Source organism: Rudaea cellulosilytica DSM 22992 (assembly GCF_000378125.1).
Taxonomy (GTDB): Bacteria; Pseudomonadota; Gammaproteobacteria; order Xanthomonadales; family Rhodanobacteraceae; genus Rudaea; species Rudaea cellulosilytica.
Window position 1 is genome coordinate 711183 of sequence record NZ_KB899242.1, and the last position, 14557, is coordinate 725739.

Annotated in this window: 13 protein-coding genes; 6 read left to right on the forward strand and 7 right to left on the reverse strand. The window is 63.6% G+C overall.

Translation table 11 applies throughout. The features are described from left to right. Nucleotides 1-2: 2 nt before the first annotated feature. Genes eno through F455_RS0113000 form a run of 5 tightly spaced genes read right to left on the reverse strand, consistent with a single transcriptional unit; the run spans nucleotide 3 to nucleotide 4922 of the window. A complete protein-coding gene (eno, locus tag F455_RS0112980; RefSeq protein WP_018973732.1) occupies nucleotides 3-1307 on the reverse strand; it encodes a phosphopyruvate hydratase in 1305 nt (434 codons plus the stop codon). Nucleotides 1308-1331: 24 nt separating this feature from the next. Continuing rightward, nucleotides 1332-1970, reverse strand: coding sequence for a LysE family translocator (locus F455_RS0112985; RefSeq protein WP_018973733.1), 639 nt, complete (start codon nucleotides 1968-1970; stop codon nucleotides 1332-1334). 4 nt (nucleotides 1971-1974) lie between these two features. Further along, nucleotides 1975-2805: a 3-deoxy-8-phosphooctulonate synthase gene (kdsA, locus tag F455_RS0112990; protein ID WP_018973734.1), complete on the reverse strand. Its 831-nt coding sequence runs from the start codon at nucleotides 2803-2805 to the stop codon at nucleotides 1975-1977. 9 nt (nucleotides 2806-2814) lie between these two features. Then, nucleotides 2815-3195 (reverse strand): VOC family protein, encoded by a 381-nt coding sequence (locus F455_RS0112995; protein ID WP_018973735.1) that lies wholly within the window; start codon nucleotides 3193-3195, stop codon nucleotides 2815-2817. Between the two features lie 59 nt (nucleotides 3196-3254). Then, on the reverse strand, nucleotides 3255-4922 hold the full coding sequence (locus F455_RS0113000) for a CTP synthase (protein WP_018973736.1): 1668 nt from the start codon (nucleotides 4920-4922) through the stop codon (nucleotides 3255-3257). A gap of 237 nt (nucleotides 4923-5159) precedes the next feature. Between F455_RS0113000 and wecB the strand changes: the two genes are divergently transcribed. From wecB to F455_RS22110, 4 genes are read left to right on the forward strand one after another with little or no spacing between them, the layout of a single operon-like run. Continuing rightward, nucleotides 5160-6284, forward strand: coding sequence for a non-hydrolyzing UDP-N-acetylglucosamine 2-epimerase (wecB, locus tag F455_RS20820; RefSeq protein ID WP_169337338.1), 1125 nt, complete (start codon nucleotides 5160-5162; stop codon nucleotides 6282-6284). A gap of 3 nt (nucleotides 6285-6287) precedes the next feature. Further along, entirely contained in the window at nucleotides 6288-7406 is a 1119-nt protein-coding gene (locus F455_RS0113010; protein ID WP_018973738.1) for a hypothetical protein, read from the forward strand. Nucleotides 7407-7414: 8 nt separating this feature from the next. Continuing rightward, nucleotides 7415-9622, forward strand: a complete 2208-nt coding sequence (locus tag F455_RS0113015; protein ID WP_157578781.1) for a glycosyltransferase — start codon at nucleotides 7415-7417, stop codon at nucleotides 9620-9622. Further along, nucleotides 9619-10392: a class I SAM-dependent methyltransferase gene (locus tag F455_RS22110; protein ID WP_018973740.1), complete on the forward strand. Its 774-nt coding sequence runs from the start codon at nucleotides 9619-9621 to the stop codon at nucleotides 10390-10392. Before F455_RS0113015 ends, F455_RS22110 begins: the two co-directional genes overlap by 4 nt. A gap of 49 nt (nucleotides 10393-10441) precedes the next feature. Here the strand turns inward: F455_RS22110 and F455_RS22115 are convergent, their stop codons facing one another. Both F455_RS22115 and F455_RS0113030 read right to left on the reverse strand, forming a co-directional pair. Continuing rightward, nucleotides 10442-10849, reverse strand: coding sequence for a hypothetical protein (locus tag F455_RS22115; protein WP_157578783.1), 408 nt, complete (start codon nucleotides 10847-10849; stop codon nucleotides 10442-10444). 164 nt (nucleotides 10850-11013) lie between these two features. Further along, a complete protein-coding gene (locus F455_RS0113030; RefSeq protein WP_083918942.1) occupies nucleotides 11014-11964 on the reverse strand; it encodes a sulfotransferase family protein in 951 nt (316 codons plus the stop codon). Between the two features lie 336 nt (nucleotides 11965-12300). On the opposite strand from F455_RS0113030, the gene parE reads away from it, so the two are divergent. Next, nucleotides 12301-14217 (forward strand): DNA topoisomerase IV subunit B, encoded by a 1917-nt coding sequence (gene parE, locus F455_RS0113035; RefSeq protein WP_018973743.1) that lies wholly within the window; start codon nucleotides 12301-12303, stop codon nucleotides 14215-14217. Further along, a complete protein-coding gene (locus F455_RS22975) occupies nucleotides 14218-14532 on the forward strand; it encodes a hypothetical protein (RefSeq protein ID WP_157578785.1) in 315 nt (104 codons plus the stop codon). It begins immediately after the preceding gene. The last annotated feature ends 25 nt before the right edge of the window (nucleotides 14533-14557 follow it).

The window sequence follows — 14557 nt, forward strand, 5'->3', positions numbered from 1 at the left end:
CGTCAGACGAGGCCGGGCAGGTTCGGGAACGCGTTGCGTCCGGCGTACTTCGCCGCCGCGCCGAGCGCTCCTTCGATGCGCAGCAACTGATTGTACTTGGCCACGCGATCGGAGCGGCACAACGAGCCGGTCTTGATCTGCGTCGCCGTCGTCGCCACCGCGATGTCGGCGATCGTCACATCTTCCGTCTCGCCCGAACGATGCGAAACGATCGCGGCGTAATTCGCCTTGTGCGCCATCGCGATCGCCTCAAGCGTTTCGCTAAGCGTGCCGATCTGATTGACCTTGATCAGGATCGCGTTGGCGATGCCCTTCTCGATGCCTTCGCGGAAGATCGCCGGATTGGTCACGAACAGATCGTCGCCGACCAGCTGCACCTTCTTGCCGAGCTTGTCGGTCAGCGCCTTCCAGCCGTCCCAGTCGCCTTCGGCCATGCCGTCCTCGATCGTTATGATCGGATACTTCGCTACCCACCCAGCATAGAACTCGACCAGTTCCGCCGAGGAGAATTTCTTGCCCTCGCCTTCGAGGTGATAGGCGCCGTCCTTGAAGAACTCGGACGAGGCGACGTCGAGGCCGAGATAGACATCCTTGCCCGCTTTGTAGCCGGTCTTGCCGATCGCCTCGAGGATCGTCTCAATCGCCTGTTCGTTCGACTTGAGATCCGGCGCGAAACCGCCTTCGTCGCCAACCGCAGTGTTGAGGCCCTTGCCGTTCAACACGCTTTTGAGCGCATGGAAGATTTCCGTGCCGGCGCGCAGCGCCTCGGAGAAGTTCGGCAGGCCGACCGGCAACACCATGAACTCCTGCATGTCGACGTTGTTGTCGGCATGCGCGCCGCCGTTGACGATGTTCATCATCGGCACCGGCAGATGCAGCGGCGCACCGGCCGCAAGCGAAGTATTGATGTACTGCCACAACGGCTGCTTCTTCGATGCCGCGGCCGCATGCGCGTTCGCGAGCGACACGCCGAGCAGCGCGTTCGCGCCGAGCTTGCCCTTGTTGTTCGTGCCGTCGAGCGCGATCAACTTCGCATCGAGCCCTTTCTGGTCGTTCGCGTCGAAGCCTTTCAGCGCGGAAGCGATCGTCGTGTTGACGTTGGCGACTGCGTTCTTCACGCCCTTGCCGAGATAACGCGCTTTGTCGCCATCGCGTAGTTCGACCGCTTCGCGCGAACCGGTAGAGGCGCCACTGGGCACCGCCGCGCGACCGACCGAACCATCGGCCAGGGTCACTTCCGCTTCAAGCGTGGGATTGCCGCGCGAGTCGAGAATTTCGCGGGCGAGAATTTGGGCAATTTGCGTCATTTTTCTATCTCTGGTCGATGGCGGTCAATGCTGTTTGGCGAAGGCGAGCTTGATGCCCATGCCGATGAATATCGAGCCGACGGCGCGGTTGAACCACGTCGTCATTGTTGAATTGGCCTTGATCTTCGTGCTGATCACGGCCCCCGACAAGGCAAGAAAGTTCGCCCACAGCATACCGTTGAAGTTGAACACGGTGCCAAGAAAGAGGAAAGCAAGCGGCTTGCTCGCCGCGTCCTGCGCGATGAACTGCGGCACGAAAGCGAGAAAGAACAGCGCGACTTTCGGATTCAGTGCGTTGGTCAGAAAGCCCTGCACGAATATTTTGCGCAGCGGCAGCGCCGACATCGGCTTAGCATCGCTCGACACTGGCGCGGCTTTCGGAACACGTAACGTGACGAAACCCAGATACAGCAGATACGCCGCACCCACAAGTTTGACCGCGGTGAACGCGGCAGCTGACGTGGCGAGAATCGCTGACAAGCCGAACGCCGCAGCGAAGATATGCACGAACGTACCCACGCCGATGCCGAGTGCGGCGGCGACTCCAGCTCGCCAGCCCTGGCTCGTGCTGCGGCCAAGGATTAGGAACGTGTCCGGCCCCGGCGCGATGTTCAGCAGAAGGCCGGAGACGATGAACAGGGCCAAGTCGTGCGTTCCGAACATCGCCCTACCCCAGCGCCATCGTTGCCTGCTTCTTCGCGACGCGATCGAGTTCGAGCAGGATTTCGAGCAGAGCTTCCATCTTTCCGAGCGGCCACGCATTTGGCCCATCGCTGAGCGCTTTGTCGGGATCGGGATGCGTTTCCATGAATACGCCGGCGACGCCGACCGCAACGGCTGCACGCGCAAGCACGGGCACGAACTCGCGCTGGCCACCTGACTTGCCGCCGAGGCCACCGGGCAACTGCACTGAATGCGTCGCGTCGAACACGACCGGGCAGCCAGTCTCGCGCATCACCGCGAGGCTGCGCGGATCGGAGACGAGGTTGTTGTAGCCGAAACTCACGCCGCGCTCGCAGACCATGATGTCGTCGTTGCCGACCGCCTTGGCCTTGTCGACGACGTTCTGCATATCCCACGGCGCAAGGAACTGGCCTTTCTTGATGTTGACCGGCCGGCCCGAACGCGCGACGTTCTGGATGAAATCGGTCTGGCGGCAGAGGAACGCGGGTGTTTGCAGTACATCGACGACGGCGGCCACTTCGTGCATCGGCGTGTATTCGTGCACGTCGGTCAGCACAGGCACGCCGATCTGGCGCTTGACCTCGGCTAGGATGCGCAGCCCCTCTTCCATGCCGGGACCGCGGAAGCTCGTGCTCGAGGTGCGGTTGGCTTTGTCGAAACTCGACTTGAAGATGAAGGGAATGCCGAGCCGGCCGGTGATGTCCTTGAGCGTTCCGGCCGTATCGATCTGCAGCTGCATCGACTCGACCACGCAAGGGCCGGCTATCAGGAACAGCGGCTTGTCGGCGCCGACTTCGAAACCACAGAGTTTCATAGGATCAGATCAGTCCCAACGGTTGGCATGTTGCGAGAAAAACGGACGCTGCACGCGCACGACGCAGAAGCGCTGCCCGGTCGGGGCCTGCATTACAGTCCAACGCTCCAGGCGTTTGTATACCGTGGCGCCGAGCTTCTCCAGGCGCGCGACTTCCGCGGCAATGTCGTCGGTCTCAATGTCGAGGTGCGCGCGGCTATCGTGGTCCACGCGCTGGATCTGCACCATCGGCTCGGCCGCCGGAGTGGCTAGCTGGCGGTAGTTGCCGCGACTGCCGGCATGATCGAGGTCGACCGGGAAGCCCAGCGCGCCGGCCCAGAACGTCGCGGCCTCGTCGACATCGGAGGTCCTGCAATCGATCTGGATGGAGCAAAGACGCGAGTGATGCATGTTCGGTGTTCTGCGATATCGGGCCGCCGACGATGCGCAGGCGGCAGGCGAAAATGGCATCAGGCCGTGGCCACCTGCGCCAGCTTCGGCGCCTCACGCACCGCCTTCTGCTCGCGCGCGGCACGGATGAAGCCATAGAACAGCGGATGGCCATCGCGCGGCGTCGAGGTGAATTCGGGATGGAACTGGCCGGCGACGAACCACGGATGTTTCTGCGGCGACAGTTCGATCATCTCGACGAGTTCCTCGTCCATCGACACGCCGGAGATGACGAGGCCGAGGTCGGCGAACTTCTGCCGGTAGTTGTTGTTGAATTCGTAGCGGTGGCGATGGCGCTCGCGGATTACCTCGTGGCCGTACATCTCGCGCGCGAGCGTGCCGGGCTTGAGCCGCGATTCCTGCGCGCCGAGGCGCATCGTGCCGCCGAGGTCGGACTCCTCGCTGCGATGCTCGATTTCGCCGCTGGACTTGGTCCATTCGGTGATCAGCGCGATGACCGGATCGGCGGCGAGGCGATCGTTCTCGCTCGAATTCGCCGCGGGCAGATCCGCGATATGGCGCGCAAAGTCGACCACGGCCGCGTGCATGCCGTAGCAGATGCCGAAGTACGGAATCTTGTTCTCGCGCGCGAACTGCGCTGCGGCGATCTTGCCTTCGAAGCCGCGCTTGCCGAAACCGCCGGGCACGAGGATGCCGTCGACGTTGCGCAGCATCTCGGCGCCGTGCGCTTCGATCTCCTCGGATTCGACCCAGCGCAGGTTGACCTGGGTGGCCTGCTTGAGGCCGCCGTGGCGCAGCGCTTCGCCGAGCGACTTGTACGCGTCCTTGTGCTCGACGTACTTGCCGATGATCGCGATGTCGACCTGATGCTTGGGATGCTTGACCTCCTCGACCACCTTGTCCCACTCGGCCAGATTCACCGGCTTCGCATCGAGCTTGAGATGGGCGACGGCGAGATCGTCGAGGCCTTGCTTGTGTAGCCAGGCCGGGATCGCGTAGATCGTGTCGAGATCGATCGCGCTGATGACGGCCTTTTCCGGCACGTTGGTGAACAGCGCGATCTTGCGCCGCTCGCTGTCGGGCAGCGGTTCCTCGCAGCGGCACAGCAGTACGTCGGGCTGGATGCCGAGCGCGCGCAGTTCCTTGACCGAGTGTTGCGTGGGCTTGGTCTTGATCTCGCCGGCGGCCTTGATGTACGGCACCAGGGTCAGGTGCATGAACATGACCTTGTCCGCGCCATGCTCGATGCGGATCTGGCGGATCGCCTCGAGGAAAGGCTGCGATTCGATGTCGCCGACCGTGCCGCCGATTTCTACGAGGGCGACGTCGAAACCGCGCGTCGCCTCGAAGATCGAATGCTTGATTTCGTCGGTGATGTGCGGGATCACCTGCACGGTCGCGCCGAGATAGTCGCCACGGCGTTCCTTGCGGATCACGCTCTCGTAGATCTTGCCGGTGGTGATCGAGTTCTTGCCGGTCAGGCGCGTGCGTACGAAACGCTCGTAGTGACCGAGGTCGAGGTCGGTTTCGGCACCGTCGTCGGTGACGTAGACCTCGCCGTGCTGAAACGGGCTCATCGTGCCCGGATCGACGTTGATGTAGGGATCGAGCTTCATCATCGTCACGCGCAAGCCGCGCGCTTCGAGGATGGCCGCGAGCGAGGCCGACGCAATGCCCTTGCCTAGCGAGGACACCACGCCACCGGTAACGAAAATCAGGGGAGTCATGACGCAGCAGTTTCCGGTGCTGGTAAAGCGATAGTTTACTCCGCTTCGCTGGGTCGGGCGAGGCTGGTGTTCGGTACAGACGTCGATCCGTACGAAAAAAAATCGCCTAAACCGCTAGCAGCCTTAAGTTTTTCGTCCCATTTCGGTGTAATAATATGTAATCAAAATGTGCAGCGCGCCTCAGGGGGCTCAGTGGGAATTCTTGACCGGATTCGCGGACCGCGAATCGCACTGGTGGTGGGCACTCGTCCGGAGTGCCTGAAACTCGCCAGCGTCACGAAGGCCTTGCGCTTGCACGACGGTACCGCATCCCTGCTGATCAACAGCGGCCAGCATCGAGCGATGGTCGAGCGCACCCTCGCCCAGCACGACCTCGCTACCGAGATAAGCGCAGCGCAATGCGAAAGCGGATCGCTCTCTGCCACGCTGCGGCGTCTGCGCATCGTGATTCGCACTTGCCTGCGCGACGCCACGGCAACGATGGCCGTAGCCCAGGGCGACACCACGACAGCCTACGCGACCGCACTTGCCGCGCGCGACCTCGGCCTGCCGCTCGCCCACGTCGAAGCGGGACTGCGCACCAATCACCCGCTGCGCCCGTTTCCCGAAGAACATTTCCGCCGCCGCATCGCGCGCCTTGCCGACCTGCACTTCGCACCGAGCGCAAGCGCCGAGCGCAACCTGCGCGTCGAGGGCATCGCTCCGTCGCGCATCCATCGCGCCGGTCAGACTTCGATCGATCTGCTGCGCGATACCGTGGAGAACCCCTGCGCAGAGTCCAAGCTGCCGGCCCTGCCGGCCACGCCACATCTGATCGTGCTGACCCTGCACCGGCGCGAGAATTACGGCCGCGGCCTCGACGTGGTCTGCGCCGCGGTGCTCGACCTGCTCGCCGCACGGCCCGATGTCGGCGTGGTCTGCCCAGTACACCCGAATCCCGCCGTCGGTGCGCGCATCCGCCAGCACCTGTCCGCCCATCCGCGCATCGTGCTGACCGAACCGCTCGACTTCCGCCCATTCATCACCCTGCTCGCGCGCGCCACGCTCGCGATCACCGACTCGGGCGGCATCCAGGAGGAGGCGCCGTATCTCGGCACGCCGATCCTGATCGCGCGCGAGAACACCGAGCGGCCGGAAAGCCTCGCGCTCGGCAGCGCCAGTCTCGTTGCGGTCGATGCGTCCAGCATCGTCGCCGCGGCGTGCCAGCTGCTTGACGCAGCAAGGCCGAGCGCGCTGCCGTTCGATCCGTCGTCGCCGTACGGCGACGGCCGTGCCGGCACGCGCATCGCCGAACACCTCGTCGCCTTTCACCAGGGAATCGTCATGGACGGCACTCCCGCACTGCTTCCCCTTACCGCATAGCCGATGAACCCGCACACCACTGTTGCCTCGCCCGCCGTGGGCGAAGCTCTGATGCATCCCGAATCCGCAAACGACATCGCCGCGCGCCTGCGCGCCTGGCTGCTGCATGGTCCGGCGCAATTGCGCGCCGGCGACCAGGCCGGCGGCGTCGCCGGCACAATCGGCGCCGACGGCAAGCCGCTCTACGTCTACGCCGAAATCACCGGTTACTACTTGAGCTGGCTCGCCGACATTGCCGGCGGTGACGACGATGCACAGGTGCGCGTATGCGCGCAGCGGGCACTCGACTGGACGACGCGCCATTTCTCCACGCCGGGCCAGATGCCATCGACACGCATCCATCTCGCCGCGAGCGAGCCCGACTGGCGCAACGACGCCGCGTTCTTCTTTGATCTCGCCATGCTGTTGCGCGGCATCGATGCCGCTGCCGAGGCTAGCATCATCGAGTCCGCGGACCCGCTGCGCCGCGCCTTGCACGAACACCTGCTGCAGTTCGTGCACGAAGGGGCATTGCTGCCCGCGATCCAGCTGCGCGGCACGCAGCCGCTGCCGCAACGCTGGTCGACGCTCGGCGGTCCATTCCTGGTCAAGGCCTCCTCACGCGTCGCCTGGAGCGAACGCCACGCCGCACTGCCCGAAGCACTCGCGTTCGCCTGCACGAGCGAAAGCGAACGCTGGGCCATGCAGGCGGCCGACATCGATCTCGGCATGCTGCATCCGACGCTGTATTTCGCCGAAGGCCTGCTGCTCTCGCGCCCCGATCGCGCCGACGCGGTCGCGCAACTGCTGCGCCGTTGTCTCGCCACCGTCCGCGCCGACGGCGCGCTGCCCGAGACGGCCAGCGAAGCGGACGGCAAGGTGCGCAACGACATCCTCGCGCAAGCCTTGCGCGTCGGCCTGCTGCTGCGCGAATTCGATGCCGCGCTGGCACCAGCCGAGGCCGAGCTGGACAGTCTCGCTGCCACCCTGATATCGCGCGTGGCGGCCCGCGACTCGCTGCCGTTCAACGCCGACGCCGCGGCACAGGCCAACGTATGGGGCACGATGTTCGCCGAGCAGGCGCTGCGCTGGTACGCAAACCGCGCTGGCAGCGCGCGGCCTAGCGCGGCGGCACTCGTTTGAACGCCACCGTGAGCGATGCCCCCCGCCGCATTTCGCCGCTCGCGCGTGCGCTGTTCCTGCTGCGCTTCCTGCCGCTGTACGCCGCAATGGCGTTGGCCGACTGGCTTGCGCCGAAACTGCCGCGGCGCTGGCCACAACCGCGTCGTGAACGAAAGACCGCGCAAGGCATCAGCGTGATCGTCCCCGAGCGCGGCACGCCGGGCACGCTCGCGATCACGCTCGATGCGCTCGCCGCCGCCTGCGCGAAAATCGACGAGCCGGTACAGATCCTCATCGTCGTCAATGGCGCGAATCCGGTGGCGTACACCGACCTGCGCCAGCGCCATGTGGATTTCGAATGGGAGTTCCACGAAAAACCGCTCGGCTACGACGGCGCGATCGCCGCTGGCCTCGCCAAGGCACGGCATCCGTGGACCTACCTGCTCAACAGCGACATGCGCCTCGCTGCGGATGCGCTCGCCGAGCTGTTGCCGTATCGCCAGCCGCAGGTGTTCGCCGTCACCTCGCAGATCTTCTTCGAGGACGCGAGCCGGCGACGCGAGGAAACCGGCTGGTCCGATTTCCATCCGCATCACGACAAGCCCATCGTCTACGAACGCACGCCGGAATCAGGCACGCTCGCGCGCGGCAACCTCTATCCGGGCGGCGGCTCCTCGTTGTGCCGCACTGCGCAACTGCGCCGCTACGTCGCCGACGCGCACGAGTACCACCCGTTCTACTGGGAAGACGCCGACTTCGGCCTGCGCGCCTGGAACGAAGGCTGGGAAGTGCTGTTCTGCCCGACCTCGCATTGCTGGCACGGACATCGCGGCACGGTGAACCGCTTCTACGAGCAGGACGAAATCGAACGCGTGATCGCGCGCAATGCGCAGTGGTTCGATATGCGCCATGCGTGGACGCAGGTGTCGCCGATCGAACACATCCGTCGCATCGCCGCGCGTACGCCGGAACACTGGCGCGAATTCGCCGGCGGCGCGCGCGCCTGGCGTACGTTCCGGGTGCGGCTGCGTGCCGGCCGCACCCGCGCGATGGGCCTGCGTTACGACAGGATCACGCTGGACAACTACTACGGCGCACAACCGAATTCCGCTACACGGCCGCGTGTGCTGCTGGTGACCCCGTTCGCCTTGTTCCCACCGGCGCACGGCGGCGCGCGACGCATCGCCGAACTCGTCACGCGACTGGCCGGCAAGGTCGACTTCATCCTGCTGAGCGACGAACGCTCGCTGTATTCGCTCGCCTCCGAACCGTGGCTCAAGCTCGTGCGCGCAACGCACCTGATCGAAGGCCGCGGCGACCGCCCGACCGATGTGCCGCTGACGCTTGCCGAGCGCATGCAGCGCCATGCCTGGCCGGAAATGCGGCGCAAGCTCGAGCAGATGATCGCGCTGTACGACCCCAACGTCGTGCAGGTGGAATTCATGGAACTCGCACTGCTCGCCGACCGGCGCAAAGGCCGTGCGCGCTGGCTGCTGGCATTGCACGATGTCTATCTCGCGGGCGATCGCAGTTCAGGCGACGCGGCGCAGATCACCGCGCTGCAACGGTTCGACGCGATCAGCGCCTGTTCGAACGAAGACATCGCCTTGCTGCCGAATGCGAACGCCCATCTGATCGGCAACGGCGCTATCGATCGCCGCCCGGGTGCCGTAGCGTCGCCACAGACGCCGCCGCGACTGTTGTTCATGGGCCCGTTTCGCTACACGCAGAATCGCGAAGGCATCCTCGCCTTCCTCGACCAGGCGTGGCCGGCGCTGAAACGGCAATTCCCCAATCTGCGCCTGACCATCCTCGGCGGCGCCGAATCCAAAGCCATCGCCGAGGGCGATGCGCGTCTGACCCAGGATGGCGTCGATCTCGTCTCGGCCTTCGTCGATCCGACACCTTATCTCGCCGAATGCACCGTGAGCATCAATCCGCAGTACGACATCCGCGGTTCGTCGATCAAGCTGATCGAGTCGCTGCTCGCGCGGCGCGTGTGCGTAAGCACGGCGGCAGGTGCACGCGGCTTCGCGCGCGAAGGGCTGCAAGGCCTCGTCACCGCCGACGACGTCGCCGGAATGGCTGCGCCGATTTCTGCGCTGCTCGCCGATGCCGGGCATCGGCACTACATCGAGAACGCCGACGATGCGAAGCTCGATACGCATACCTGGGATGCGGTCGCGCAACAACAGTTCACGCTGTACCAGCAACTGCAAGGCAATCGGCAGGCATGAGCGCGAACCACGGTTCGACTCGGCCCTGGTCCTACGACGCAATCGCTGACGTCTATGCGACCGACATGGGCCAGAGCATGCCGTTCGACGACGTCGGCTGGTACCGCGCACTGTGCCTGCGCGAAGGCGGCCGCGCACTCGAACTCGGCTGCGGCACCGGGCGCATCCTGATCGAACTGCTGCGCGCCGGCGTCGACGTCATCGGTGCGGATCGCTCGCTGCCGATGCTGATGCGTCTGCGCCATGACGCGACGGAGCATGCTTTGTCGCCCAACGTCCTGCAGATGGACATCGCCGCACCGGGGTTGTCCGCGCGATTCCGCGCCGTGCTGCTGCCGTATTCGCTGATCACCTATCTGCGCGATCCGGCAGTGGCGCAGCATTGCGTCGGCGCGCTCGCCGCGCTACTCGAACCGGATGGCTGCCTCGTACTCGACGCGTTCGTGCCGCAGCAGGTAACGAGCTTCGCCGACTTCCGCCGCGATTACCGGCGCGTGCACGAAGGCGGTTTCCTCGAACGCCACAAGCGCATCACCGCGAACACCGACGGCACCAATCGCATCGAGCGCCGCTACACGCTGCTCGATGCAAACGACCGCGTGATATCGGAATTCGAGACCGACGAGACGATACGCCCCTACTCCGCCAACGATCTCTGCCGACTCGCCCAATCAGCAAATCTCGTCGTCGAATCCGTCACTCACGACTACAACACGACCGCAGATACACTTTCCCGCTTCGCCACGCTGCTGGCGAGAAAACCTGCGTAGCTGCGCATTTCCACGAAAACCACGCGCTCGGGAGCGCAGGCAACGTCTGCTAGTGACCGTGATGAGTCTTCGTGCTCGTCGTCGCGGCGGTGGAGGTAGCAGTGGAACTGACGCCGCCGGTCCCAAGCACGGAGTTTGATGCAGCGTTGCCGTGCGAGCCGTTTACCGCGTTGAGGACATGGACGTTTGCATGGGCGGGACCCTGGGATTTCGAACGCGCGACGTCGCGGACTTGGGGGCCGACCTTCTCGCCACTGAGTTTGGCGTCGTGCGCTGCCGCCGAAATTGCTGCGCCGTGCGTGTTCGAATTGGTCGCGTGTCCCATGCTCATCGCCGAGTGCCCGAGACTACCCATACTGTGGCCGCCACCGAAGCCGCCACCGCCGTGGCCACCTGCGGCAAACGCCGGCAAAGCGAACACAGCACCAAAAACAAGAGAAAGAAGAGATTTACGCATGAGAGTACTCCCTAGCAGAATTGGGCAATGCGGACTCCCTGACGCAGGAACGACCCTACGCTTCGCTGCCTGTCTCTTCTCTGAACTTCTTCACATCGTCATGCCTGGCGCGCGCGTCACAAATATAGGCACAGCGATCTCGCCTGTTGCGAGATGCGTAAGTGTCAGGCCGTATGCGCCATCGGCGGTTGAACGGCAGCTTCGGTCCTGTGCGTTGCCATGTTCCAGCCGCTGCGCATGCAGGCGGCACGCACTTTCTCGAGTTCGCACAAGATCGAATCCGGCGACGGCATCGCGGGCAGGTCCGTTACGTCGACAAGGCCTTGACTCTCGCAACGTTGCAGTAACCAATCGAACAGTCGTTGTTGATTCTCGTCGAGCCGCGCGTGCGGGCTGGGCTTGCTGCGATCGAGCCGGCCATCGAGCACGCCACGCAGCCTCTTTGCATTGAATGCGGATAACCCTGCGACGCCGAGTTCGCTCAATCCACCACGTAGGCGCCGATATTCCGATTCACCGTCGCGAAGCATTCGCGCATACGAGACGAACAAGACCCGCTTGCCGGCAAGGGCGGACAGCGCGCTCTGCATATACTTCTGCCAGAGCGCCAGGAGAAAATCCGTCGTGAACGAATTCGGGAAAGCCGCCATCAACGAGGCCGCGACTTTGCGCGGGTCGCGGACAACGACGACATGCGCGGGCGCCTCGACGAACTCGCTCCATACCGGCAGCAACAGGCAAAGCCGCGGGTCCTTGATCACGAGCGTCGATCCCGCATGTGCCATCCTGCCGACAATTTCGCGCAAACCAGCGGCAAGAGCACGCCGCCTTTCCTCATCAATGTGCTTGATCGCGAAATTCGCTACCGTCGCCCAGGCGAATCCGTTGGCCTGAAGGAAGCGATTGTGCTCAGCGACGATGTCGGCACGTTCCCAGAACCCGGTTGGGTTAATGCTCGGATGGGGAGGCACCAGTTCCTGGTCGTCGCCGACGAACGCACCCATCCGATTGATCGCATGTGCCAATACCGAAGTTCCAGAGCGATGCATACCGATGACGAAAATGACCTTCGGCTCTGACAACGAGGGTTCGCGTGCTGGTAGAAGGTCCGTCATTCTGCGCTCGGGGTAATGAAAGGATCGGCGATCACCGCGCCTCCTCAATCCAGAGCTATCGCGAACGATGGCTGGATTCCCCCTTTGAATCGCGCTGCAACGTGTTCAACGGGAATAGTATTGTTACGTTGACAAGGAATCGCGAAAATTTGGTGAAATTGGCGTAAAGCTTTGTTAGCGCCCGATCGCGAAGAGGCGGCATCTCAATCCCTGCACCGCGCTTGATCGAGAATGGGACAACCGCCACACTTCGCGGCTAATTTCTGCGCTCCTCCCTGAGCGCACCGGCATCCATGCCGGACTTCCCAACAAAAGCATGGACACAACAGTCTCCCAATGAGCAGCAGATACAACGCAGCGGACATTGAAGTCCTTTCCGGCCTCGACCCGGTCAAGCGCCGACCGGGTATGTACACCGATACCTCGCGGCCGAACCATCTCGCCCAGGAGGTCATCGACAATTCGGTCGACGAGGCGGTCAACGGCCACGCAACCACGATCGAAGTGACCGTGCACGCGGACGGCTCGGTCGAAGTCGGCGACGACGGCCGCGGCATGCCGGTCGATATCCATCCCGACGAAGGTCGACCCGGCGTCGAGGTGATCCTGACCAAGCTGCACGCGGGCGGCAAGTTCTCCGGCAAGAACTACAAGTTTTCCGGCGGCCTGCACGGCGTCGGCGTGTCGGTGGTCAACGCGCTGTCGCAACGCGTCGAAGTCGCGATCCGCCGCGACGGCCAGGTCTACCGCATGAATTTCAAGGACGGCGATCGCGCGAGCAATCTGTCCGTCGTCGGCAGCGTGCCGAAGAAGCAGACCGGCACGACGCTGCGCTTCTGGCCCGACCCGAAATACTTCGACTCGCCGAAGATCAGCCTGCCGAAACTCAAGCACGTGCTGCGCGCGAAAGCGGTGCTCTGCGCCGGGCTCAGCGTGCGCTTCACGGACGAAGCCAGCGGCGAGAAGGAGGAGTGGCACTACGAGGATGGCCTCTCCGACTATCTCAAGTCGATGCTCGGCGCGAACGACTATCTGCCATCCGATCTTTATCAGGTCTCGCTCAAGCGCGACAAGCACGAGGTCGATTTCGCCCTCGCGTGGCTGCCCGAAGGCGAGCTGACGCAAGAGAGCTACGTCAACCTGATTCCGACCGCGCAAGGCGGCACCCACGTTAACGGCCTACGCACCGGCCTGACCGACGCGCTGCGCGAGTTCTGCGACATTCGGAATTTGCTGCCGCGCGGCGTCAAGCTCGCGCCCGAGGACGTCTGGGACCGTCTCTGCTTCGTGCTCTCGCTGAAAATGGAGGAGCCGCAGTTCTCCGGCCAGACCAAGGAGCGCCTGTCCTCGCGCGACGCCGCCGGCTATGTCGAGAACGCCGCACACGACGGCTTCTCGCTGTATCTCAACCAGCACACCGACATCGGCGAGAAGATCGCCCAGCTCGCGATCGAGCGCGCAGCACTGCGGCTCAAGGCCGAAAAGCAGATCGTGCGCAAGAAGATCACGCAAGGTCCCGCCCTGCCCGGCAAGCTCGCTGATTGCGCGTCGAGCGACCTGTCGCGCACCGAGCTGTTCCTTGTCGAAGGCGACTCCGCCGGCGGCAGCGCCAAGCAGGCGCGCGACAAGGATTTCCAGGCGATCCTGCCGCTGCGCGGAAAAATCCTGAACACTTGGGAAGTCGAATCGGGACAAGTGCTGTCCTCGCAGGAAGTGCACGACCTCGCCGTCGCGATCGGCTGCGATCCGGGCAAGGACGACATCTCCGGCCTGCGCTATGGCAAGGTCGTCATCCTCGCCGATGCGGATTCCGACGGACTGCACATCGCGACGTTGTTGTCTGCGTTATTCGTGCGTCACTTCCCCAAACTCGTGCGCGAAGGCCACGTCTTCGTCGCGATGCCGCCGCTGTTCCGCGTCGACGTCGGCAAGCAGGTGTTCTACTGCCTCGACGAGGCCGAGCGCGACGCGATGCTCGAGAAGATCCAGCGCGAGAAGATCAAGGGCGCGGTCAACGTCACCCGCTTCAAGGGCCTCGGCGAAATGAACCCGAGCCAGTTGCGCGAATCGACGATCGATCCCGACACGCGCCGCCTCGTGCAGCTCACCGTCGGCCTCGCCGCCGACGGCAGCGCGATCGAGGGTGACGACGGCACAAGCAAGATCATGGACATGCTGCTGGCGAAGAAGCGCGCAGCGGATAGGAAGGAGTGGTTAGAGACGAAGGGCGATTTGGCATCGTTAGAAGTCTAAATGGCGTTAACCTACAAAATGCAGAACTTCACCATCGACTGGATGGCCCCTTGGCAAGCTATTACAGCTGGCCAACAAGCTCTGGCAATTCAACGTCGGCTAGAACATGAAATAACACCAGCTCACCGGCTCTTTGACAAAGGCGCCACAGCCATTGGTCTTCGAAGAGATAACGATGATGTTGTAGCCGTTCTTAGTAATGGAGCATTCGTCAATGTCCATCTCGTCTGGGGAAGTGAACCAGAACCCTTCCCTGATAGGTATCCAGATTGGTTTGCGTACGGCACAATTGAAAGCTTCATCACAGCTATGTGACAAGACGCCAACGAGTACAACGCGT